This is a genomic window from Azospirillum sp. B21 (assembly GCF_008364825.1).
Taxonomy (GTDB): domain Bacteria; phylum Pseudomonadota; class Alphaproteobacteria; order Azospirillales; family Azospirillaceae; genus Azospirillum.
The window spans coordinates 86,943-110,881 of record NZ_VTTO01000012.1 but is presented as its reverse complement, the minus strand read 5'-3'; the positions used below and the strand labels follow the sequence as shown (position 1 = coordinate 110,881).

The 23,939-nt window shown below is 64.2% G+C and carries 16 protein-coding genes and 5 pseudogenes; 10 read left to right on the top strand and 11 right to left on the bottom strand.

The window, feature by feature from the left end; translation table 11 throughout:
* Positions 1-5: 5 nt before the first annotated feature.
* Positions 6-2,864, bottom strand: coding sequence for a MobH family relaxase (mobH, locus tag FZ983_RS24245; RefSeq protein ID WP_149226212.1), 2,859 nt, complete (start codon positions 2,862-2,864; stop codon positions 6-8).
* Positions 2,865-3,093: 229 nt separating this feature from the next.
* Here mobH and FZ983_RS24240 point away from each other — a divergent pair, with 229 nt between their 5' ends.
* Positions 3,094-3,645 carry a hypothetical protein gene (locus FZ983_RS24240; RefSeq protein ID WP_149226210.1) on the top strand — a complete coding sequence of 184 codons (552 nt, stop codon included), beginning with the start codon at positions 3,094-3,096 and terminating at the stop codon, positions 3,643-3,645.
* Positions 3,646-3,737: 92 nt separating this feature from the next.
* Here FZ983_RS24240 and FZ983_RS24235 read toward each other — a convergent pair whose 3' ends face one another.
* Positions 3,738-5,018: a replication initiation protein gene (locus FZ983_RS24235; protein WP_188092489.1), complete on the bottom strand. Its 1,281-nt coding sequence runs from the start codon at positions 5,016-5,018 to the stop codon at positions 3,738-3,740.
* Positions 5,019-6,806: 1,788 nt separating this feature from the next.
* On the opposite strand from FZ983_RS24235, the gene FZ983_RS24230 reads away from it, so the two are divergent.
* The gene (locus tag FZ983_RS24230) at positions 6,807-7,643 is read left to right on the top strand and encodes a helix-turn-helix domain-containing protein (protein WP_149226206.1); all 837 of its coding nucleotides are present in this window, start codon (positions 6,807-6,809) and stop codon (positions 7,641-7,643) included.
* Between the two features lie 686 nt (positions 7,644-8,329).
* Here the strand turns inward: FZ983_RS24230 and FZ983_RS24225 are convergent.
* From FZ983_RS24225 to FZ983_RS24215, 3 genes are all read right to left on the bottom strand, one after another.
* Complete coding sequence (locus tag FZ983_RS24225) at positions 8,330-9,325, bottom strand: competence protein CoiA family protein (protein ID WP_247883956.1); 996 nt, start codon at positions 9,323-9,325, stop codon at positions 8,330-8,332.
* A gap of 166 nt (positions 9,326-9,491) precedes the next feature.
* Positions 9,492-9,764, bottom strand: coding sequence for a hypothetical protein (locus FZ983_RS24220; protein WP_149226202.1), 273 nt, complete (start codon positions 9,762-9,764; stop codon positions 9,492-9,494).
* 20 nt (positions 9,765-9,784) lie between these two features.
* Positions 9,785-10,186: a hypothetical protein gene (locus FZ983_RS24215; protein WP_149226200.1), complete on the bottom strand. Its 402-nt coding sequence runs from the start codon at positions 10,184-10,186 to the stop codon at positions 9,785-9,787.
* A gap of 562 nt (positions 10,187-10,748) precedes the next feature.
* On the opposite strand from FZ983_RS24215, the gene FZ983_RS24210 reads away from it, so the two are divergent.
* From FZ983_RS24210 to istB (FZ983_RS24190), 5 genes and pseudogenes are all read left to right on the top strand, one after another.
* Positions 10,749-11,267, top strand: coding sequence for a hypothetical protein (locus FZ983_RS24210; protein WP_149226198.1), 519 nt, complete (start codon positions 10,749-10,751; stop codon positions 11,265-11,267).
* Between the two features lie 13 nt (positions 11,268-11,280).
* Positions 11,281-11,865: a hypothetical protein gene (locus tag FZ983_RS24205; RefSeq protein WP_149226196.1), complete on the top strand. Its 585-nt coding sequence runs from the start codon at positions 11,281-11,283 to the stop codon at positions 11,863-11,865.
* Positions 11,866-12,050: 185 nt separating this feature from the next.
* Complete coding sequence (locus FZ983_RS24200) at positions 12,051-12,413, top strand: hypothetical protein (protein ID WP_149226194.1); 363 nt, start codon at positions 12,051-12,053, stop codon at positions 12,411-12,413.
* Positions 12,414-12,672: 259 nt separating this feature from the next.
* Complete coding sequence (gene istA, locus FZ983_RS24195) at positions 12,673-14,196, top strand: IS21 family transposase (protein WP_149226192.1); 1,524 nt, start codon at positions 12,673-12,675, stop codon at positions 14,194-14,196.
* Positions 14,197-14,207: 11 nt separating this feature from the next.
* Positions 14,208-14,949: pseudogene (gene istB, locus FZ983_RS24190) on the top strand (IS21-like element helper ATPase IstB).
* 435 nt (positions 14,950-15,384) lie between these two features.
* Here the strand turns inward: istB (FZ983_RS24190) and FZ983_RS24185 are convergent.
* The 3 genes from FZ983_RS24185 to FZ983_RS24175 form a co-directional block, all read right to left on the bottom strand.
* The gene (locus tag FZ983_RS24185; RefSeq protein ID WP_188092487.1) at positions 15,385-15,912 is read right to left on the bottom strand and encodes an IS630 family transposase; all 528 of its coding nucleotides are present in this window, start codon (positions 15,910-15,912) and stop codon (positions 15,385-15,387) included.
* Positions 15,913-16,189: 277 nt separating this feature from the next.
* Positions 16,190-17,323: an IS110 family transposase gene (locus FZ983_RS24180; protein ID WP_149226187.1), complete on the bottom strand. Its 1,134-nt coding sequence runs from the start codon at positions 17,321-17,323 to the stop codon at positions 16,190-16,192.
* A gap of 117 nt (positions 17,324-17,440) precedes the next feature.
* Positions 17,441-17,953 (bottom strand): winged helix-turn-helix domain-containing protein, encoded by a 513-nt coding sequence (locus tag FZ983_RS24175; RefSeq protein WP_149226185.1) that lies wholly within the window; start codon positions 17,951-17,953, stop codon positions 17,441-17,443.
* Between the two features lie 126 nt (positions 17,954-18,079).
* On the opposite strand from FZ983_RS24175, the pseudogene FZ983_RS24170 reads away from it, so the two are divergent.
* Positions 18,080-19,161: pseudogene (locus FZ983_RS24170) on the top strand (IS630 family transposase).
* A 235-nt stretch (positions 19,162-19,396) separates the two neighbouring features.
* Here the strand turns inward: FZ983_RS24170 and FZ983_RS24165 are convergent.
* Both FZ983_RS24165 and FZ983_RS24160 read right to left on the bottom strand, forming a co-directional pair.
* Positions 19,397-20,368, bottom strand: a pseudogene (locus FZ983_RS24165) (IS3 family transposase); the annotation flags it as partial.
* Positions 20,369-20,558: 190 nt separating this feature from the next.
* Positions 20,559-20,690, bottom strand: a pseudogene (locus FZ983_RS24160) (ATP-binding protein); the annotation flags it as partial.
* 209 nt (positions 20,691-20,899) lie between these two features.
* On the opposite strand from FZ983_RS24160, the gene FZ983_RS24155 reads away from it, so the two are divergent.
* Entirely contained in the window at positions 20,900-21,190 is a 291-nt protein-coding gene (locus FZ983_RS24155) for a hypothetical protein (protein WP_149226182.1), read from the top strand.
* The gene (locus FZ983_RS24150) at positions 21,184-23,289 is read left to right on the top strand and encodes a recombinase family protein (protein WP_149226180.1); all 2,106 of its coding nucleotides are present in this window, start codon (positions 21,184-21,186) and stop codon (positions 23,287-23,289) included. The genes FZ983_RS24155 and FZ983_RS24150 overlap by 7 nt, the downstream gene beginning before the upstream one ends.
* Positions 23,290-23,298: 9 nt before the next feature.
* On the opposite strand, the pseudogene istB (FZ983_RS24145) reads toward FZ983_RS24150, so the two are convergent.
* Positions 23,299-23,934: pseudogene (istB, locus tag FZ983_RS24145) on the bottom strand (IS21-like element ISAzs2 family helper ATPase IstB); the annotation flags it as partial.
* Between the last annotated feature and the right edge of the window lie 5 nt (positions 23,935-23,939).

Here is a 23,939-nt window from a genome sequence, read left to right as displayed (position 1 = left end):
AGGTCTCAACCACCCCTCGGCTCCTGAGTTGTAATCATGTAGTCATTGTCGGTGCGCTGCACTCCCGCGAGGCTTTCGAAAGCGGGTCGGAAATTGCCAACTCCGATCTGCCGCTTTTTAGCAGCGGCCTCAAGCACATGCGCCGGCACTATTCGCCAATCACCGTGATCTGTTACCAAATCAGGGCACGGGCTTGACCGGCACCACGCGAGGAACTCCTTTGCTATTAGCGTGCGCTTGTCTTCGATACTCTGCGTGTACCCTTTTTTTTGTTCTGCCTTGTGAAAGAGCGGCGGCTTATCTTGGCTTCGCTCGACGCCGGGTTTGCTGCCGGCTTCTATGTCCGGCGATCCGCGCGTCGTCTGCATTGGACGCGGAGCGTTCTGTTCGTCCTTGCTGCCGTGCAGCGACGATAGAGCCGCCGATTCAGGCTGTGGCTCAATCACAGAACGGCTTCCATCGCCGGCAATGGCCTCCACCAGTGTAGTAGTGTCTTTTCGGGTTCCCGCGCCTACGAAACCGCCGCGATTGTTGTTTGCCGGTCCCCCCGTCGTCTGCATCGGACGCAGAGCGCTCTTATCCACGCTGCTGCCTTGCTGTGAGGGTTGAGTCGCCGGTGCAGGCTGTTGCTCAATCTCAGGACGGCTCCCATCGCCGGCGACCGCTTCCACCAGTGCAGCAATGTCCTTCCGGATCACGACGCCTTTGATGCCGGCGATCACTCTGATCGATGTCACGGCGTCCGGATGGTCTTTGACGATCCATCCCGCGTCCCTGAGCAGGCTCGCCAGTTCGACAGGTTGGGCATCAGGCTCGCCATCCGTTAGCTCAAATCGCAGGTAAGGGACAAACCCCTCCGGCATCTTCGCCATAAGGTGCTCGTCGACCTGCGCGAGGCTTTCGCCCCAATTCGCGCGTCCGCCGGCGATATCCTCGGCCATCGCGACCAGGAGCCGACCAGCTTTGCCCTTGCCGAACAGTTCGCTTCGCGCTGTGGGCGCGACGGCCGCGGTTTTGGAACTCGTCGCGGGGGGCTTAGCAGGTGGAGGAGGCTCGGCATTGCTCACGGCATCCGCTGCACCGGATCTCGGTTTAAGTGAGGCTTCTTCATCCCCGGTCGTGTGCCAGAAACCATCGTCCTGAGGTGACCTGCGAGTACCGGGCTGGAGTGGTGCCTTGCCGGTTGTCACTTTGGGCGTGCTTTTGGGGGGCGCACCTACCACTGGCTTGCTGACCGTCACGCCAGGGACGTTAGCCTTCCCGCCTGGTGCCTGCACAATGGGTTTGCTCACCGTGCTGTTCGACGCCACAGGTCCTTGGACCGGTTGGATCACGGAAGCCGCGGGCACCGCTGCCTGGGCGGCTGAAGCGGCTGGCGCGGCCAGCGCGTTGTGGACGGCCCCACAGTCGGCACAGGTCCATGCCGCGCCGGCTGAAACGGGGTTAGGGTGCACAACACCGCATGAGCCGCAGTGGACGCCAGCAGCCGGCGGGGCCTTGGGTGCAGCCGGCGAAACCTGACCTTGCGTCTGCACGGCCGCGGCTGGCAACGCCGCCGCAGGCGAGCTCGTGGACGATCCTGTCGAACCCGACGGTTGCGGAGGTGCTGGCGCCGGGTCAATCTGCGCGCCAACGTAGGGTGGAGGCTCGGAGAATAGCAGCGAGGGCGCTTGGAGGCGCAGCATCAGCAGCCTCACCGGGTTGCCGTTGTTGGTCAGCGCGTCCGGACAAACCGGCCAGTACCGGTACACCTGGTTTCCAAGCTTCTTGGACACCGCCAGATCACGCTCGACCATTACGTCTGCAAGCGTATCAGGATTTCTCGGAATTCCCTGGATGCGGTCGGTTTGCAGCAGCTCGATGATGTCTTCGACCGCCTTCTTCCAGACCACGAACACGCCGTCCGTCACGCCATCGGAAACCACCCAGACCCGCGCCCCCGGTTCGTTGATCTTCCATGTGCCGTCGGCTAGAAGGCGCCGCATGGCATCGAGCACAAATTGCTCGACGGGAACGCCGAACCCCGGATCGCGGATCTTCCCATGGCCGGTGGCGACGAGGTCGCGCTCAACACTGGCGGAGTCCGCCTTGGTGACAAGATCGACGAGGAGGTGCTTGAGCTTTTCCGACCCCGATAGATAAAGGTTCAGAGTCTGGTTTATGTCAGAGCCCCCTTCGTTAAGCCAGTGAACCACATGCTTGGGAATCAGACTTTGGGCAATGGAGCCCCCCAGGATGCGGTGTTCATTACCCCGGTTGCGCTTCCAACGCAGGAAGTAGCGTTCAACGCCATGCTTATTGGCCCACTCGCTGATCGTCTCCGAGTAAGGGCTCCACATGAGCGAGCCATCGGCATTGACCACCTCGACATCCGTGACCGGCTTGCCGACGTCATGGAGGAGGCCGGCAAAGAAGATCGCAGCCTGCCAGCGGATTTCTACGCGCTTGCGTTCGAGGGGGGTGCCCTCCGGCATGAAAATGTGTGCGCCGCTGGAGCGGCCTGCGGAGAACGCCACCTCAAGCCCATGCCGGAACGCACCACCAGCCCCTTTGTGATGATGGTGCTCCGAGGATGGCAGAAGGTGAATATACGAGGCGAAGCGCTCGATTACCGGCAGGATGATCCGGTTGTAGTCCTCATCCGGAAATGAAAACGTCTGCCGGATCTTGATGAGCATTTCCGGCTGCCGGCGCATGAGGCGCTCGGTGCTGTAGACTGGGAGCCCCTTCTCGTAGGGAGGATAGCGCGGCACTTCCTCGTCGACGTCAATTTCCGGCTTCGACGCGAGCGGCGCATTGGCGTAGTAGCCGGGGAAGGCCCAGCGACGCGCTTTGTCAGAGAGGTCTGAAATTAACTTCTTCATGGGGATCTCTGTACCAAAGTCGATCTTGGTTTCTCGCCACCGAAAGACGCTGAAAATCGTCGCCTTTCGGCGGCGCGCGCAGATGCCGATCCCCGCTACTCTCCGGGGCGCTCCCAAGGCGATTCAATACTGAGAGGTTCCTTTGCGCCTAACCATCTACGCATCCGTCCTGCTTGCAGGAACTGTGCTCGCAGGTTGTGCGGAAACGACCGCCCAGGCCCCGTTGGTGATGGCGACCGCGCATCAGGTGGCCGAAACCACGCCCCCCCGTTACGAGGCTCGCGTCGGATGGGTCGGCGCACGCCGGGGGGGCGCGGCGGTCAGGGGTGAGGGTTACGAGCACGTCATTGCGATGGACGCGGCCTACACGGTGGCTCCGCTCGGGGCCAACTTGAGCAGTGGCACAGGCGCCGCTGGGTCCGACCTGGACATCAAGAGTGTCCTGGCTCGGTTGAACGCGGTCAACACCGAGGCGAGTGGCGCCAAGACCGCAATCCAGCGTGAACAACTGCCGGCGCCTTCGTCCAAGCCGATTAAGCTCTCAGCGGGCCGCTCAGGCATGGTGCCGCCGGCCAGCCGGTCGATCGACACGCATCGCTCCGCATGGGCGAAGTTCTGCTCCGGTCAACGCCTGACCGCGGATGAGTGGACCGTGATCCACAACACAGCCGGGCCGCCCATGAACACTCTGGAAGAGAAGCGCCACAATGGATGCGCGGCGCTGCGCAACGACTTCCTGCCGGCGGCGGAGCGTTCGGCCTCGACGAAGGGCAAAGGCTAAATAGGCGCGCCGCCTACTGGGGAGAGCCAGCTGGCCGGCCTCCCTGGTGCCCGATCAGGTTAGGGGAGTTCAGCCTGCGAAACGGTGTCAGCTCAAACCGGATTCGCTTTCATAAACTCGTTCTTGATGAGTGGAACCCAGAGGTGGAAGTCCACACAGTCCAGCGACACCGCCGGCATCGCCGTGCGTGGGTACTTGTCCGCATACTTGCTTCTGGCAAGGGCCAGCCAAAGCTGGCGTTGCCTAGCAACCATCCCGCCCAGCGCGAACATGACACGATACACCGGTTGGTCCAGGTCCCGACTGAACGCTGTTGACCACACAGAGGCGTCGCCCTCCCGGGCCTCCAATACGAGATCTCCGAACAGGCTGTTCAGCCATCGTTCGAACACCCTTGGCGGTCGTTCCGCCTTTATTCGATGCCTGACGCACCAGGTGGCCCACAGGTCGATCAGGTCATCAATCGGTGCTCCAGGGAACTCCTCCCGATATCGGCTCCGCACCCGAATCCCTAGCTTCCCAGCAAATGCCGAAGGGGGAGGCATGCTCGTTTCAGTGGCCCCTGGCAGATCAAACACAAGCTGGCCTGTAGGCTCCTCCAAGAGCGGACCGGTTTCAGCTGGCGGCAATGCGGAAGCCGGGCCTTCGAAAATGAAGCGGATGTGCGTGCGCTTCTTGGTTCGCTCCTGCAAAACCAACTCGTACCGGATGTTGAACGCAGCGTGTTGGTTGATTTCATCCACGGCAACCTTCAACACCCGACGTTCGAAGGCGGCCCATTTGTCGTAGCTCTCGGCGGCAGCATTCAATACCTGCCTTAGATCTCCAGCAGGAACGGTCCAAGACAGGGTCTCGCGGTCAGTGTTGGCGCACAGAAGCTGATAGAGACGGTGGCTGTAACCCGACGTCAGTTTCGCAAGCACCTTGAGCTGAACAAGGAACCGCTCCCCCTTCATCGACAGGAGCTTTTCGACCTCAGGGCTGAAGCGCCAGTAGATGACACCATGGCTCTCCGGAACCTCCGAGAGCGTGATCAAGCTGATGTTCCTGTGCCGAAGGGTGTTATCTCCCGGAGCGAAATACCCGATGGTGATGACCGAGCTTTGCAAGTTCTTCGCTGCGGCCAGAATTCGGCTGTTGCTCTTGTGGCTTTCCCATCCCATCGCCCGCTTAACGTCGGTAGCCAACGCCGAATAGACGCGGGTACCAGGAGCCGCTTCTCCCGTCGCAGCGTCGCTCAACACCGTATCGGAAGCGTGGGCCAACATGGCATCGAGGAGCTTTCGATCCACAACCGACAAATCCGGGTCCAGGACCTCGATCAGCTCGCGGACCTTCAGGAAGCTGGGATCGCCGTGCATCCAGTTGGACACAGCGAGAGGACTCCGCCTCGGGCCGTTGACCGCTGGTGCCGCCTGCTGGACGCGTAGCTCAGCCGAAGTGTCCTCGGCATCCGCGGCCGGCGTCACACGCTTGGTTCCCCTCTCCATAGGCCTTCATGTCTCGATTGTGCCGGTTGGACCATAGTGACGCGACGGAGGCTATGATGGCAACGGGCTTACAGGGGCTAACAAAGTCGAGGTGACGCAGCGGGGGGCATAATGGCGGCACAAGCGCTGCCTTCATAGCCTCCAACACGTCACCGTGACACAGCGGATGCTATAATGGCCGCCCACACGGTGCGAGGGCGGCAAGGGCCTTGCGGCTCCAGTGAAACATGCTCCGGAACGCCATCATGGCCTCCGTTGCGTCACGGTGACGCGTTGGAGGCTTTCCCGGTGGAATGGCCGACGCCAACACAGCCCCAAGCATGTCACGGTGACGCAATGGAGGCCATAATGGCGCGCAGCCACGATCACCAGTCCAGCGGTGACGAGATAGAGGCTATGCTGGCCATGCTGAACGCAGACAGACGCGCCACGATAGCCCCCAGCACGTCACAGTGACGTAATGGGGGTCATGATGGCGGACGTGAGTCGCGCCAACATAGCCTCCGCTTTGTCACAGTGACGTGTTGAAGGCTATGAAGGTATATCCAGCAATGGCGCCACGCCATTATAGACCCGACGACGTCATGGTGACGTGTTGGAGGCCATGATGGCTTAGTGACTGATCACCGGTCCTTACTGCCATCCCTCAGGTTGGCGCTTCGATCTGCCTGACCCCAGCAAACCTCCTCAGTGTAGACCACGTTCCATTGGAACGTCGCTCGGCTTTCTAAAGCTGAATTTCGTGGCCGAGACGATACACACGACACACGCTAAGCGATACGGGGTAAAAACACCGAAAATCGACGTCTTTCTCGGGTGTCGCGGCGCTTGCAAAACGGTGCCTAATATGTTGCGGGCTGGGTTCTCCAGCCACCGTGATGGAGGTTTTAGGAAGAGTTGGGCTTGCCGAACCGGCGCGCAGTGTCTGGCTACTGCTCCGCCCGAAGGCGGCAACGGCCCCAGAAGGAGCCGAGAAGTCCAGGATTGGTCCGCTGCGCCGCTATGGCCTCCAATCAGTCATTCACATCGCGATCTGCCGCACGGCGGCCGAACGTGCCGCCATTATGGCCCCCACTTCGTCACCCCGGCGTCGCGTGAGGCAGGATTGTCCGGCGCGCCGCCATCATAGCCTCTTATGCGTCACCACGATGCGGATCTGAGGCTAGCGCCCGCTCCCCGCCCACAATCGGGGCTCCGGAAGCGAGCGGGTGGCTCCTGGCCCTGGGTGACGTAGCATGGGGTATAATGGCGGGATTACTCGCTCCCACTCGGACAGCAGCCGCGATTCCGTGTGAGTCGCTGGGGGTGACGCGGTGTGGAGCATACTGGTGGGGCCAGATTCCCGCCATCACGCTCCACGCGGCGTCACGGTGACGGACCGTGGAGCATCATGGCGAGCCGCACTCAGCCGTTATGCCCCCTTCAACGTCACGGTGACGGATTGGAGGCCATAATGGCGGATCCGTCTCACGTCGATCTGTGTGAATCGTAGCATTGCCGTTTAGTCCGAAAGGAAGAAGTCGCCATGAACGTCACAGTGTAATGCCGGGCTCCCATGCGGGGCCTTTCGTATCAGACAGAACTCGAAGCTCGGCGATGCCATCCACCCAAGTTTAGAGACTTTGGGAACGATGGTCTATTGCCGCACTTTTATAAAATTGGAGCAACTGCATGGAACACGCTTCCAAGCAGAGGGTGGGGCTTGTGCCCGCACGTTACCTCGACCATCCTGATGTTGGGGTTCTTGAGCTTGGTGTCCTGACGGTCCTGTCCATCCATGCGGACCGCACCGGACTGTCCTGGCCGTCGCAGACGACGATCGCAACCAAGCTCAAGATCAACCGATCGACGGCGAACAGCGTGCTGGCGAAACTCGTTAGCTTGGGGTTGGTTGCAAAGGGCCAGCATCCCAATCCGAAGGTCCGGGTCTGCACCTACCAGCTCGCGGGGCACGAGGTCCTGCTGAACGGCTTTTTGGGCAGCCTGCACCATGCTGTCGACGAGGTGCCAACCACTGTTGCCGACGGCGACACAGAACACCCCGAACATCTCCATCAAGAATCTCTCTCTCTTGGGCGCGCGAGCGCGCCGGAGGGAGGTACCGGGGTTGACCGCGACGGCACTGGGAACCCGGCCGGTGCAACGCCTCCGTCTCCAATCGACGACGGCTGGGCGCCATCGCAAGACGACCTGTCGTTTGCCTCCACAACCCGTCCCGATCTGACCTCGGACGACGTGGCAATCGTCGCCCGGAAGTTCGTCGGCCACTACCGTGGCCAGCCCCTGCCCGACCCCTCGTCCATCTTCCGCTGCTGGATCAGGAAGGAAATCAAGCGCCATGACCGTTCCGCCAATCAAGCTCCCTTCCGCCCCGCGTCCGTCCACGACACCGGCCGGCCAGCGGCGAGGCGAGGTGGTGCCATTCCAGCGGCTGCCGGCCAAGCCCGCTTTGACGCCTGGGCTAGAGCGGCTCTTGCGCGCCGAGCAGGTTTCACTCACGTCAGCTGAACCGGCAAATCCGAAGGACGCAGCCCAGCACCGGATCGAATTTCTCGGGACCGCTGAGAAGGCTTGGCGAGCCAGCCCGGTTCCGGCGGCCGAGCGCGCAGCCGCTGAAGAAGCTATGGCGGCGTTCGACGAATACCTGCGTCCTCAGGATTGGGAGACCAATGCCCGCGCCATGCGCGCCGTTGCCGTGCTGCTTTCCTACTATCGGCAGCCTGACCGGGCTCTGGAGATGGAGGAAGATATCGCCGGGCAGTGGGGCGAGGACATTGAGGAGTATCCCCTGTGGGCCGTGGAGGAAGCGTGCCGCATATGGCGTCGCACCCCTGATAATCGACGCGCGCCCTACCCTGGCGAGATCCGTGCGATGTGCGAACGGCTGGTCGTACAGGCCCGTCAGCAGCGCGACCGGCTGCGTCGCTGTCTGGAGATGCCGTCGCTGATTGCCGCACCAAGGCGTTTGACGACTGCAGAGCGCGCCGCTCTGGATGAGCGCCGGCGGGCCGAGCGCGCCGCAGAGATCGCTCGATTTGACGAGATGAAGGCCCGGCTGGTGGCCGAAGGCAAGTGGCCGGGCAGTGTCGCGACCCCAGCTTCGACACCAGCCCCATCGTCCGACTGCGACACGGAAACAGAGGCTGGTAGTACGCAGCCGGACACCACGGGCAGCTTCCAGCGTCTGTCCGCAGCTATTTCGGCTCCGGTTCGCTCTGCCATTCCCACCGCGGCCGAACCCGCTCCTGCAGGGACCATTCCCGGCCGTCCGACAACGACCAGCAACGCTGACGCGCGGGGTCCAGCAGAGCCTGGCTCAATCGGTGGAGGGATTGCGGCGCGTCGCACGCCGGACAGTAGCCCTGGAGCTCGGGCTTTGCCTCCGCGTGCCTTGGCGGCCGTAGCACTGACAGGTCTGGAACGGTCCGCAGCAGCATCGGCACGGCCCGCCGATAGGCAGCATAGATTTCCGGCACCTTTGCCAAGTCCTTTGCCAGGAGCCATCCCTTGGGGGCAAACATACCAAATGGCGCGTTCACAAAGCTCACCAGCAGCATCTGGTTCTGAAAGCACTTCCAGCAGTTTGATGGGGAGGCAACCGCTGACAGCGATAGGGTGTGCGCGGCGGGCTCGTGCAGATGCACCCGACGGCTCAGCAACAACGTCACGAAGTCGCTGATGGGGGTCTGCCGGCCATCGCCCGGATCAATCCATGGCGCCAGGACGCCGTCGCGCAGCGGAACCAGTTGGAATAGCGGCAGATCACGATGGGGCTCGTAGTCGGGCAGGCTGAAGCCGATCAACCACGCGCCACGCACGCCGTCGGCCGCGTAGGCTGCTTGCCGGCGCTGGATCTCGTCCAAGGCACAGCGAGACATCTGGATCTCGATAGCGCCCCCCCACCCTCGTGTCGGGTGTCGTACCAGGACATCAGCCCGCCAGCGGCCATCAGGTCCGCGTGCTTCCGTCGTCACGGTCAAGCCGAGCCCTTCAGCTGCGCGTGCGGCCAGCGTCTTCGCGACTATATGCTCAGGTGACTCTCGGTGTTCGCAGTTGGTACCGGGAGCGTGACGAAAAAACCTCCAGCCGCGCGAGCTGACCACTGGTACGACAGGGGTGGAGCAGCAGCTCGCCGTCAGGCCCAGGTCCCGATACGTGACTTTCAGCGCATCCCACTCCGCCTCGGTCATGGACCAGGCAGGGAAGCGAGCGCCGTCGGTGGAGAAGGCCAGGAGGGGCATAGCTAGGGAGTCTATGCCGGAAGCAGGGGCGGGGCAAAGGGAAGACTCCGGTGCCGGCGTTCTGCCACTGGCGGAAGTCGACGAGCCACGCCCGCCGATGCTTCGTTGCTTCAGCCTAATCGCAGGCTTGTCCAGGAATAGGGTGGCCGTGCTCATCCACCCATGGTCCGGCGTCGTCCAGCCCGGCCATTATTCCCTTGGGTCCGTGACGCATTTCATCCGCGAACATCCGGGCCTCGTCGGGGGCGGCGTCCGGACCAAGGTTGTATGCAACCAGAAAGAGGCGACCATCATCGTCAAGGCGTACATCGACCCAATCGGGACCGCTCTTGATCCGAACAACGGGTGCCTTGATGTGAAAGGGGGGCGGCAGGATGGGATTGGTCACGTCATATCCTCCTCAGTATGTCAGTCCAGCCAGTGCGCGGCTGATACGAAGAATGTGGCGTTCGCCGTCGCTGTGATCCCCGCGTCTAGGACCACATCGCCATAGCCACCGATCGCTGGGTCAATCGCCATCCGAGCAGCAACTAGCGCTTCGCTATAGGTCGGGAACACGGCGCAAAGGGCTTCAGGTTGGCGGCTGTAGAACATCGCACAGGTTCCCGGATGGCTCTCCGGGATCCGCGACGTGGCGATGTCCCCGCCGATTATCTCGCTTATCCTAGCGACGACGTGCGTCGGCGCAGCGCCTTCGTGCCGGCGGCCAACGAAACCGGCGATGCGGGCGCACGCCACCTCCACCCGGTGGCCGATCCGCAGGTGGGTGAGGGCCAAGCGCTCGCTGGGGCTTAGAAGGGTGCGCCTCATCGGTCTGCCGTTCCTTCCAGTCGAGAGGGCCCCCGATGCGTGCGATACGGGGAGCAGCCACGGCCGTCGCTTGTGTTCGTCTTCATGGTCTGGATGTCGGCAGGGATCACGATCGCCTCGGCTGGAACACGCTCTTGCCAACCGGTGTCGATTCCCGACGCCAGCGGACGCGATCAGAGCGAATTGTTCAACGTACCAAGAGGCGTTGGTAACGCGCGCTTGCGAAAGACAACGCTTTCGGTCGTCTTTCGCGTGCGAGCCTGGAACGACAATGTTCAAGAGCTTGGTCTTGATCATTGCAGGAGGCTTGTTTCGTGACCGCGCGCAGACCGTGCATCAAGACAGAACCATCTCCATTGTCTCACTGAGACGCCAAGTAAAATTTATGTGCGCACAAAATCATCATAGCATCCTTCATGGAACTCACGGGAAATTCCGCTTCCACTCGTTCAAATATTCTTGAAACTCGTACAGAGCGCATATATTGTTGCCTCGTTCGGCGCTGATTGCAGCGCTGTCCCATCGGCCTCCCCACCCGGTGGGTTCACTCAAGAGGTGCATCATGTCTGATTACATGCCAGCGGCCATTACGATCGGTGGCCCGCTCCCTCTTTCTCTTCGCGCGTCTCTTGCTGGTATTATCGCCGAGCAGGGTGTCGGGCTCGAATATGGAGAGGGACCGCTTCTGCAGGAGGAAGTCCTCACTCTGATTGACGAGGCGATCCGTTTGGGCGAGACGCTCCGCCTTTGTGACGATGAAGCGGCGAACGGCGAGTTCCAAACGCTGGAGGCGTTCCTGCGCTCGCACGGCGTTGCCTACAAGCGCACGTCCGACGCCAAGTATGAGGCGGATGGGCAAGCGATCCTATTCGACGGGGCCAAGATCATCGCCCACAAGGCGAACCAGCGCGGCAAGGTGACCGCCGCCTACCGGGACATTGAGCAGGCAATTGCCGAAGGGCGCTTCGAGGCGCTGCTGGCGGAACTTCGGTTGGTCGAGGAAGGTCTGCCGCCGCTTACCGATGCCCCGTCGCCCGCCGCGTCCGATGTCGGCGCCCAGGCGATCTTGCTGGCTGCTTGAGCGGGAGAGAACGATGAAGACGCTGCACGCTCATCACATGACCACGATCGGCCTTATCGCGGGTGACCCGACTTCGGAAGCCACATGTCTTGCCGTCGGCGACGTGTCGGAGGCCATGTTCAAGGAGGGAGGCCATCCCGGCAACCTCTTCGCCTATGTGCCGCAGGGCGGCCATGCCACCGTGATGAAGGCCCTCGGCCTGTCCCCCAGAGCTTTGGCTACGACGTTCGCCCAAGCACCGGCTATGCGGGATCTGCTGTTGTTAATGGAAGGCCGAATCGCTGCCTTTTCGGATCTCTGCGGTGCGGTCCAGTACACGGACACTGCGGCGGTGTGGGAGCTATTGGACGGATTTCGCGACATGATCGGTGCCACGCTGGGCAAGCGCGGGCCGGTGGACGACGAAGCCCGGCGGCATTGCGTGCTGAACGAGCCCGATGCTGCTGTCCAAGTTCAGGCTGACCGTCTGACCGTGACCGTTAAGCGTGCCGATGATGGGGTTTCGGTCTACGTGACCGGACCCGATGGTGGCGACATCACATCCACCTGGGCACTGTTCTCCGATGCAACGGATGGCTTCGAGCGGGAGGCAGCATAATGGCCGAGATCATTGATCTCGGCTGCCTCATCAACGCCGCGCGTGAACATGATCTGCCGTGCGTGGACACCTGCGTGCGGGCCATCGAGTAGCTTTTCCCGGTTGGGCAGTCTGGACGGTGAGCATGTCTTGCCGTCCCTTCCCCTCCCCTCCCCTCCCCTCCCCTGCGCCAGAAGGACGACGCCATGCGTGGCGAGCATCACCACCCGTCCTATCGGGATCGCTTTCGGGCGGCCGACAAGGACATCGAGATCCAGGCCAACCACACGCGTCGGAGCCGGATGCCGCGAGGGCACGAACTGTCCCAACAGATCATGCGTGCGCAGGCCTTCCGCATGGTCGAAGAGGAAGATCGCTCCTGGCACATCATCTATGGCCGCGCGTGCGTTGGCGTGATTCGCGAGAACGCGAACGGGTCCTACTCCTGCGGGATGTTCAACGAGCCTGCGCATCGGTCGCCGAAGAGCGCTCTACGCCGATTGGCCTGCCGGGTCCTGCGTATTGATCCGAACGCCATTCAGGACGACGGCGGAAAGCCCGGACGGTGACGTCTCACGGGGCTGCGAATTCCGACATCATCCGGCCATCCATTCCGATTTGATCCCGGCCACTGATTCCGACATCAAGTCGGCCACCCGTTCCGATCGGCTTCCGGCCACCGGTTCCAATTGGGATCCGGCCACTCCTCTGGTTGTGGAGGGGTAGGGGCTGGGATGACAGCTTGCCCAACAGGTCAGCATCAACCGATGCATCGCTCTTTCCGTCCCAAGCAGGAACGAAGGCACGATGCGAAAGAAGAGGCTGACGATGAGGCAAATCCGAGAACTGCTGAGGCTCAAGCACGACTCCAGGAAGCTGAGCGACCGGGCGATCGCCCTTCAACTCGGTGTCGCGCGCAGCACCATCCAGGACTACATGGCCCGGATCACCGGCGCCGGACTGGACTGGCCCTTGCCTGAGGATCTCACCGACGCCGTGCTGGAGGAGCGTCTGTTCGGGCGCCCCGACACCCAGACCGGGATCCGGCGGCGCGTTGAACCCGATTGGCCGAGTGTCGCCCGCGAACTCAAGCGGCCGGGGGGCCATCTCCTCATGCTCTGGGAGGAGTATCGCCAAGCCCACCCCGACGGCTACGGCTACAGCCGGTTCTGTGACCTGTACCGCGAGTTCGAACGCAAACTGGCGCCGACCATGCGCCAGCATCATGTCGCGGGCGACCGGGTCTTCGTGGATTACTCTGGCAAGACCATTCCCATCATCGACCCGATCTCGGGCGAGGTGCGGACGGCGGAGTTGTTCGTCGCGGTGCTGGGCGCCTCCAACTACACCTACGCCGAGCCGACCTGGAGCCAGAGCCTGCCGGACTGGATCGGCGCGCATGTCCGCATGTTCACCTTCTTCGGCAAGGTGCCCCGGCTCGTGGTGCCCGATAACCTGAAGGCCGGGATCCAGCGCGCCTCCTTCTACGATCCCGAGGCGAACCCGACCTACGCCCGGATGGCCGAGCATTATCGTGTCGGCATTCTCCCGGCACGCCCGCGCAAGCCGCGCGACAAGGCCAAGGTCGAGGGCGGCGTTCGCCTGGCCCAGTCCTACATCCTCGGGCGCCTGCGTAACGTCCCCTTCTTCTCGTTGGCGGAGTGTCAGAAGGCCGTCACCGAGGCCGTGGAGCAGATCAACACCCGCGTCATGCGCAAGCTCGGCGTCACCCGGCGTGACCTCTTCCTTCAAATCGAGCTTCCGGCGATGACGGCGCTGCCCGAGACGCCGTACGAATATGCCGAGTGGAAGCGGGCGCGCGTCAATCTCGACTACCATGTCGAGGTCTGCGGCTTTCTCTACTCGGTGCCTCACGCCCTGATCCGCCAGGAGATCGAAGCCCGCGTCACCGCCAACACGGTGGAGGTGTTCCATGCTGGCCAGCGGGTAGCCGTCCACGTCCGGCGTTTTGGCGGCGCCCGCCACGCCACCCACCCCGATCACATGCCGAGCAACCACCGGTTCTACGCCGGGTGGAGCGAGGCGCGGTTCCGGCGGGATGCCGCCGCCATCGGCCCCAACACCGAGGCGCTGATCCTGGCTGTGCTGGCCAGCCGCCGCCACCCCGAACAGGGCTTCCGCTCCTGCCTGGGCATCCTCAAGCGCCTGCGCGGTGTCGATCCCGTCCGCGCCGAGGCGGCCTGTGCTCGGGCCGTCGAGATCGGCGCGCTGTCCGCCACGAGCCTTGGCTCGATCCTGGACAACAACCTCGACCGCAAGCCTCGGCGCCAAGCCGCCGATGCTCCGCCCCTGCTGCACGCCAACATCCGCGGCGGCGGCTACTTCCATTGAGGACATCAGGCATGCTGAACCATCCCACCCTGGACACCCTCCATGCCCTTGGCCTGCACGGCTGCGTCAAGGGCTTCAAGGCGCTGGAGGCCGACCCGGCCGCCACGGCCCTGTCACATGCGGAGTGGCTGGGTTTGCTGCTCGATCACGAACTCACCCAGCGGCGTCAGAAGCGCTTCGAGGCGCGGGCCAAGCGCGCCAAGCTGCGCCAGGAGGCGGCCGTGGAGGACGTCGTACCGGGCCGGACGCGGCCTCGATCGGGCGCTGTTCCTGAAGCTGACCTCCTGCCAGTGGATCCGCGACCACCGCCATCTGATCCTGTGTGGGCCGACGGGCATCGGCAAAAGCTGGCTGGCCTGCGCGCTTGGGCACAAAGCCTGCCGGGAGGACTTCTCGGTTCTCTACCACCGCGTTCCCCGGCTCTTCGCCGCCCTCGATCTGGCTCGGGGCGATGGGCGCTACGCCAAGCTGCTGGCCAGCTTGGCACGCGCCGACCTGCTGATCCTCGACGACTGGGGGCCGGAGACCCTGACGGCGGATCACCGGCGTGACTTGCTGGAGATCGTGGAGGACCGCCATGGGCGCGGCTCGCTTCTGATCACCAGCCAAATCCCCACGGACCGCTGGCATCAGGTCATCGGGTGCCCCACCTTGGGCGACGCCATATTGGATCGCATCGTTCACGCGGCGTATCGCATCGACCTCACGGGCGAGTCGATGAGGAAAACCCAGCAGCCGAAGGACTTCGACTGATCCCGCAGGCGCCCGGCGCTCGCCCCCACTTCCCACAGGCCCCTCCCAGGGGCGCCGCTGCGTTAGCTGAGGAGGGCACTCCGCGGCGCCCCTGGGCCCCTCCCGTGGAAAGTGGGGACGACCGCTGCGAACGGCACAACCTTGACCAGAAATGTCCCGTCATGGGATGAAGCACGTGACCTGTTGAAGCGACGTCACCCACCTGGCCGACTTCCGATCGGTACAGGTGGCCGGGATCAAATCGGAACAGGTGACCGGATCCAAATCGGAATCCCTGGCCGGATAAATCGGTATCCGCACGGGGCCGACATCGGGCTTTACGCGACACCCTTTCCATCCCCCAACGGGGCGCCAAGGAGCGGCCCCCAACGAGGATACTGTGAGCGCCAATCTCCCCCCATCCCTGCCGTCGAAGTCCGACTTATACCGCCGCGCCTAAGCATTGACACATGGGAGCCACGGGTAACTTGTGAGGGAGCGCAGTCGCTCCGGTGTGGCGGTGAGGGCGTTCCAGGCATCACAGCAGGCCTGGACGACGGCGCCGTAGTCGTCCAGGAGCCGGTGGGACAGAAAGCGCTCGCGCAGGTACAGCCAGACGCGCTCGACCGGGTTCAGTTCGGGGCTATAGGGCGGCAGCGGTACAAGCGTGATGTTGCCCGGCACGACGAGCGCCCGCGCTCCATGCCAGCCGGCCTGGTCGAGCACGAGCACCGCCTGGACGTCCGGTTCCAGGCTGCGGGAGAAGCCATCCAGGAACAGGCTCATGGCGGTGGTGGAGACGGTCGGCATGACCAGCGTGAAGTCGGCGCCGCTGGCCGGGCAGACAGCGGCGTAGAGATAGGCCGAGGTGAAGCGCTTGTCGCACAGCCCGGCCGGACGCTGCCCGCGCTCCCACCAGCGGTGCGCGGTGCGGCCCTTCTGGCCGATGCGCGCTTCGTCCTTACATGAGGGTTCGGCTGTCAACGGGGCTTGCGCATTCCCTTCCTCCCTGTCGCTGGCCAATGAACTGGCCTGGTCGTGCTATGGCAAAAGTCCGGGGCGGATCAATCACGCAGCCGCGGCTGCATCACCTTACATGCGGTCGGGCCCGCGCCGCGGTCCCGCACCAGAATGCCTCATGCACGAGGCGTGGCCCCGGTGAGACGCGACCCACCTGAAACGCGGCAACTCTCGGTCGCCAATGACGAAGACGGTCGCGCTCCCTTATCGCCGCCGGTCGATGTCGCCCGGTGGCAATGTGCTATCCCCTGAGTTCGACGCCCTCCGGCACCACTCCGGTCTCGACGTAGCGCCAGAGCGCGACCAGAAGCTTGCGCGCCATAGCGACGATGGCGATCCGCCGTGTCCGTCCGGCGAGATCGCCAACACGGTTGCGGAACCATTCCGCCAGCCTGCTCCCCGGCTGGTAGCGGAGCCACAACCACGCTAGCTGGATGAGGGTTGTCCGGGCTCGAGGGTTTCCGGCTCGCCCGATCCGCCGATCCCGGTCCATGGCTCCACTTTGGTGCGGCATCGGGGCGATGCCGACGTAGCTGGCGAGTTGGCGGCGGTTGCCGAAGCCGCGGTAGAAGACCTCACGCGTAAGCACCGTGGCGAAGTTGTCACCGATCCCGCGGATGCGGGCGAGGGCCGCCATCTTCCGCTGGATCGGGTCGGATGGCGAGGCCGCAAGGGCCGTTGTCCGTTCGGCTTCGATCTCCCGGATCAACTCCATGGTGAGGATGAGCCGCCGTCGCAGACGATCGAGTTCCGCGCGCAGATGCGGCGGCAGTTCCCGCCCGTCCCCCGTCCGTAAGGCGGCGAGATCGTCCGTCCAGGAGCGCAACGATGGCCGCTTCTGAATGCCTTGGGTGGCCAGAAGCGCCGCGATGCGGTTCTCGATCCGGACCCGTTCCTGGACCAGGTGTTCGCGCTCTCGGTGCGGGCGCTTGGCATCCTCCTCCGCCGGGCTTGGAACGTGGAGCACACTGCACACCTGATGATCGCCTCGGTGATAAGCCGCCAGCACCCGCAGCAGCCCCTCCGCGTCGAGCCGATCCGTCTTGGCCCGCCGAGCACGGCGATTGACCAAAATGCTAGTCGGCTCAACGACATGGTTGTTCACATCATTGTCGAGCAGAAGTCGGTGCAGCCAGAAGCCGTCACGCCCCGCCTCGAAGCAGGAGACGACGGCGACCGAGGCGCCCAGGCGCGCTTCCACACGTGCGCGCTGGGTCGTGATGAACGCGAGCAGCGCCGCCGTGTCGCCGGCCGCTATGCGATGCAGAACACTCTTGGTGGCCCCCGGCAAGCGCATGGCGGCGAGCCAAGTGGAGCGGCTGAGTTCGAGCGCCAGGTAGATCGTGCTGTCGACAACGGGGCTGGTAAGCGGCATCGCTGGCTCCTTGCACATGAGGGACACTCCTATGATCCATCATCCACGGAGCCCCGCCTCATAGCATCTGGAACCAGAGTTGGAGGCGACGCTCCGGATGCGCAGCGGCCGCGGCCTTCAGCGCTTCGCGCAGCCCCTTTTTTGGAAGGCGGCCTGGGCCTTGGCGTTGGACTGCGGATGGCGGGGCCGCGTCTTCTGCTTCGACAGGTTCAGCCGACGCACGATGCGCGACAGACTGGCCGGATGCAGCGTCTTGGCGAAGCGTTCGGCGATCACCTCGCACAGGATCGGCAGGGTCCATTCCACGCAGCCGTGCCGTCTCGGATCGGGGCCGGCCAGGATGATGGCCTTGAGCGTCGCCTGTTCGCCCTCGCTCAGCCATTCCGGCCGGCCGGGCAGTGGACGATCATAGAGCCCGGCGACGCCTTCGGCGTTGTAACGCACCACCGCATCGCGCAGGGCTTGGCGGTCCATGCCGACCAACCGCGCCGCTTCCGCCCGGCTCACCCCGTCGAGCGCATGGGCGATGGCGAACATCCGGGCCGCCACCCGCCCTTTGTTCTCCCGCCGCGCCAAGGCACGCAATTCGCTCGCGCTCAGGTCTTCCCGGATCGGCAACGCCGCTGGCATTCGCTCCTCCCCATCGCGATGGGGTATCGAATCACGGATTGCCGGCCTTGGGAATCCCTCTCAGTGAGTCAGCGGCTCCGCTCACCGGTATGATTCACCGGAGGGACCACAGCGACGAGGTTCGCCATGGCCGCTCCGGTCCCGCTGCGCAGCGATTACGATGCCGCCGTCCTGCGGCGGCTTGCTCGTTCTTCTCACGATCCCGGCCAAGTCCGCCGGCTCCTCGCCCTGGCAGCGATCTATGACGGAGAACCGTGATCGACCGCGGCGGAAATCGGTGGGGTCAGCTTGCAGACGGTGCGCCACTGGGTGCTGCGCTTCAACGACGCGGGAGCGGCGGGCCTGTTGACCGGCAAGGCACCGGGCCCGCAGCCACGTCTGGCGGAGCATCATCGGGTGGCGCTGCGCCAGATCGTCGAGGAGGGGCCGATCCCGGCGGTGCATGGGGTGGTGCGCTGGCGGATCATCGACCTGTTGCAGTGGCTCTGGGACGAGTTTCGCGTCTCGGTTTCGAAGCAGACGCTGAGCCGAGAGCTGCGCGCCCTGGGTTTTCGCAAGCTGTCGGCCCGTCCCCGCCATCATGCCAAGGATCCCGACGCCGCCGAGGCGTTCAAAAAAACTTCCCCACCCTGCTGGCGCAGGTCGCAGCGCAGGAGGCTGCCGGCAAGCCCATAGAGATCTGGTGGCAGGACGAGGCCCGCATCGGTCAAAAGAACAAGATCACCCGCCGCTGGGCGCGCCGTGGCACCCGGCCGGCAGCGCCGCACGATCAACGCACGCGCTCGGCCTATCTGTTCGGCGCGATCTGCCCGGCCCAGGGCAAGGGGGCGGCTCTGGTGCTGCCCCGCTGCACGAGCGAGGCGATGGCGCTGCATCTGAAGGAGATCGCCCGCGCTGTGGCGCCCGGCGCGCATGCCGTTGTGCTGCTCGACCAGGCAGGTTGGCACACTTCGGCCAAGCTGCCGATCCCCAACAACATCACCCTGCTGCCGTTGCCACCGAAGTCCCCCGAGTTGAACCCTGTGGAGAACATCTGGCAGTTCATGCGCGACAACTGGCTCTCCAACCACGTCTTCGCGTCCTACCAGGACATTCTCGACCACTGCTGCTTTGCCTGGAATGCCCTCGTCGAGCAGCCTTGGACCATCATGTCTATCGGACTGCGCGACTCGGTACATGTCAACGCGAATGAGACAGCTGGGATTTGAGTTCAAGCTCGGGACACTTGTGTGATTGACTGCACCAGCAAGCTGGTCGCCGCGTCCGTCTGCTTGCAGGATGCCGGCGGGCTCAGGTCGCGCAAGGCCCTTCCGTCCCGCCCCTCAGGGCGGGTCCCTCGAGAAGGGCCTTGCCCGCCCCCTCGCACGCCGGCGTGATGGATGGCAGGCCGGGACGGCGGGATGGCCGATCTCCAGCCGAACACCGGGATGACAGGACTGAGCATCAGCTCGCCTTTGGCTCGGCCGGCGGGTTGATCCACACGGCGGCTGGCGGTGCCGGCGCTTCAGGCGGCTTGCGGACGAAACGCTCGGGATGGCGGCGATGCCCCTCATCGAGCACCGCCTGACGCGCGGCGCAGATCGCAGCGGTGTCGCCATAGTGCACCTGGTGCGGGGTCATCAGCGCCAGCCCGGAATGTCGATGTTCGGTGTTGTACCAGCCGAAGAAGGCGCGGCAGAACGCCCGGGCATCCTGGATCGAGCCGAAGCGGTCCGGGAAGGTGTGATGGTACTTGAGCGTCTTGAACTGCGCCTCGGAGAACGGGTTGTCGTTGGATTGCTGTGGCCGGCTGTGGCTGCGTGTCACGCCGAGATCAGCCAGCAGCTCGATCACAGCCTTGGCCTTCATTGCCGCCCCGCGGTCGGCGTGCAGCGTCAGCCGGTCACGGGGGATGCCCTGCTTGCGCACCGTCTGTCGGATCAGCCGCTCGGCCAGTGCCGCGCTTTCCCGGTAGCCCACCGTCCAGCCCACCACGGCGCGGCTGTAGATGTCGAGGATGACGTAGAGGCACAACCAGGTGCCCTTGACCGGGCCCTTCAGCTTGGTGATGTCCCAGCTCCACACCTGGTTGGGGCCGGTGGCGAGCAGTTCGGGCTTGCTGTAGGTCGGGTGCCGGCATTGTTGGCGGCGCTCACGCACTTCATCGTTGGCGGCGAGCAGGCGGTACATGGTGCGCACCGAGCACAGGTACTGCCCTTCATCGAGCAGGGTGGCGTAGACCTGGGCCGGGGCGGCATCGACGAAGCGGTCGCCATGCAGCAGATCAAGCACGCGATCGCGCTCACCGCCGCTCAGCGCGCGTGGTGGAGGGGGCCGACGACTGGGAGGGCGTGGTGGACCGACCCGGCGCTGCCGGTCGCGATAACGATAGAAGCTGGCGCGCGGCACGCCAAGCGCCCGGCAGGCGGTAGAAACATCCACCCCTGGAGCCGCCTGTTCAATGGCATCCATCATGCGTATTTCGGCGAATTCGCCCAGGCGTTTCGGTTGAAAGCGCCCACCGTTTCGGCGAAACCGCCCACCCGAATTGCAAGCTGGTGGGTGCCGGGGCCGAAGCCTGGATTTACGTTATGAAGGTTGTGGGTTTGGTTGCCAAGCACCGGCCTTAGGTGTCAGGGGTTTCGCTGGCGGCATCGGCCTTGGTGCGGCGCATGGAGTCGCCATGCAGGTCGATGCGGTAGGCCCGGTGCACGAGGCGGTCGAGGATGGCGTCGGCGTAGGTGGCATCCCCAATCATCGCAGGTTGCCACAGTTGTTGATCGGCTGGTGACTGAGGTCACGATCGTGGATCGGCGACATTCCCTTTACGGCCAACGCTTTGAAGTCGTAGCGGAACCGTCGCCCCGCGGTCCGGACTGGGTAACTGTCGTTCTCCCCGACGGGCGACACCGACACGTTCGCCGGGCGGCTACCGATCTTGTCTCGGTCTTGGAAGCGGTGGAGCGCATGCCGGCCGATCGGGTTGATGCACGCATCACCGTGCGGACGCTGCTGCCCTTGGCCGAATGCCTGCGGGCGCTGTTGAAGGTTTCGAGAGAGGAGGTCGCCGATGAGTCACATCGCTTCGGCGCCCCGGACCCAAGCCCATCTGCCGCCGAAGCCACCGGCGACACCCACGACGCTGTGGTCGGCACTGCCACCGGACACGCGCCGGACAATCGCCGCGGTGTACGCCAGCATGATGGCTCGGATGCACAGGCCGGATACTCCCAGCGTTCCAAGGGTGCATCATGCTGACCGCGACGCGTCCCCATGAGGATCTGGTCACCACGGCGCATCGTGCCAAGCTGGCCTTCATTTATGTGCGGCAGTCGTCAGTCGGGCAGATCCGCCAGCACCAAGAGAGCACTGAGCTGCAGTACCGGTTGGTCGACCGTGCCCTTCATCTCGGTTGGCCACGGGAGCGGGTCCAGGTCATCGATGAGGATCTCGGCTGTTCCGGCGCAAGCAGCGACGGTCGGCAAGGCTTTCAGAAGCTGATCGCCGAGATCGGCCTTGGTCATGCCGGCCTCGTGCTCAGCCTGGACGCCTCTCGCTTGGCCCGCAACAACCGTGACTGGTACCAGCTCATCGAACTGTGCGGCCTCTTCGGCGTGCTGATCGCCGATGGCGAACGGCTGTTCGACCCGGCCGCCTACCACGACCGGCTGCTGCTGGGCCTGTCCGGCATCATGAGCGAGGCGGAACTGCACCAGATCAAAATCCGGCTCCACCAGGGTGAACGCCAGAAGGCGGAACGTGGGGAGTTGCGCCAGCCGCTGCCAGCCGGATTGGCCGAGGACCGCGGCGGCATGATTGTCCTCAATCCCGACGAGGAGGTTCAGGCGCGCCTGAACCTGGTGTTTCATCTCTTCCGTGATCTGGGAAGCGCCCATGCGGTTATGCGGGCGCTGCAGCGCGCCGGATTGTTGGTGCCAGTACGCCCGTTGCGGGGCCCCGCACCGCACGCGGTGGTGTGGCAGCCAGCAGACAGCAGCCGGGTGCTCAACATCCTGAAGAACCCGTCTTACGCCGGCGCCTACGTTTACGGCCGCCACTTCCAGGACCCGGGCCGTCGTCGGGCCGGAGTGCCGCGCAGTGGAACGGTGACGCGGCCGCCGGACGCATGGCCGGTGTGCCTGTTGGAGGCTCACCCCGGCTACATCGGTTGGGAGGAGTTCATGGCCAACCAGAAACGGCTGTCGGACAACATCAACCGCTACAGCGCTGGACACCGGGGCGTGCCTCGTAAGGGCATGGCTCTGCTGCAAGGGATCGCCGTGTGCGGACGGTGTGGGCGTCGGATGGGTCTGGGATACTCCGGCCCCCACGGCGAGTATCCGGTGTATCGCTGCGGCGCCGACAAACATCAGAGTGGGGCTCCAATGTGTCAGGAAGTCCGCGCCCTGGCGGTCGATGCCGAAATCGAACGTCTTGTGTTGGAAGCGCTCACGCCCGACCGGGTGGCCCTGGCCATCGCTGCGCTGAGCACCCTTGACGAGGAAGCCCGTCTATTGGAGCGGCAATGGGCCCTCCGGCGTGAACGGTCCCGGTACGAGGCGGAGCGTGCTCGTCGACAGTACGACGCAGTCGAACCGGAAAACCGGCTGGTCGCCCGGTCCTTGGAACGGGCCTGGGAGGAGCGGCTGCGCGCCATCGAGCAGGTAGAGACGGAGTACGAGCACTGGTGCCGGGAGCAACCCTTGGCCCTGAGCGATGCCGAACGCACCGAGATCCTGGCGGTCGGGGCGAACCTCTCGGCCGTATGGCACGCGCAGACGACCACGGCTGCGGACCGCAAGCGCATCGTGCGCTTGATCATCCAGGAAGCCATCCTCGACCAGAAACAGGTTCCCGGCCGGGTATTGATCCGCCTCGTGTGGCAAACCGGGGCAGTCAGCGAACATGATCTGCGGCGGACCGTGCACTCCTACGACTGCTATGCCGGGATCGAGGGGTTGGAAGGCCGCGTGCGCGCTTTGAACGCCGCGGGTAAGATGGACGGAGAAATCGCCGAGACCTTGAATGCAGAAGGGTTCCTGTCGAGCCGTGGAACGACGTTCGACCATGGGCTCGTTTTCCTGCTGCGCAAGCGGTGGGGCATCGCGACGGTGAAGATCAACGGAGCTGAGGCCAATCCGGTCCGGTGGCCGGATGGCAGCTACTCAATCCAGGGCGCAGCCAAAGCGCTCGGAGTAACGGCCCAGACGATCTTGAAGTGGCTGAAGTGTGGCCGTCTGTCCGGGCATCAGCTCGCCAAGGGCCTGCCCTGGCAGATTATGCTCGAGGAGGAGCGCATTCCGGAACTCCGTACTCTGGTTCGACGCACCACCCCGTCCAGGAGGAAGGCATTATGAAACAGTTGGGTCGCCGATGAGCCGATGCCAATTGGCCACGGGAACTTGGGTGGCCAGCATGGTTGCGGCCCGGTCGTGGCGGTCGTCGATCACCTCCATCAGGTCCAGACGCTGAGCCGCGGTCAGCTCGGTCATCGCCCAGTCATCCAGGATCAGCAGGTCGAGCCGGGCGATCCGTCGCAGCAGCCGGGCGAGCGAACCGTCCAGGCGGGCGGTGGCCAGATCGTCCAGCAGGCGGGTCAGCCGGGTGTAGAGTACGCTGTGGCCTTCCCGCGCCGCCTGGTTGCCGAGTGCACAGGCCAGCCAGGTCTTGCCGATCCCGGTCGGGCCGGTGATCAGAACCGGCCGGTTCTCCTTCACCCAACGCCCGGTGGCCAGCTCGCGCACAACACCGCGATCGAGCCCACGCGGGGTGCGCAGGTCGAGGTCCTCCAGGCAGGCAGTCTGGCGCAGCCGGGCGCGTTTCAGCCGGCTGGCGAGCGCGGTGTTGGCCCGCTCCGCCGCCTCGCGTTCGATCAAGGTGCCCAACTGCTCGTCGAAAGCCAGTTGACCGCGGTCGGGCAGACGCTCCAACGCCTCCAGCCCCTTGGCCATGCCGTACAGACGCAACTGGCGCAACCGCTCGTGGTTGACGTGCTTCATCATCGTGT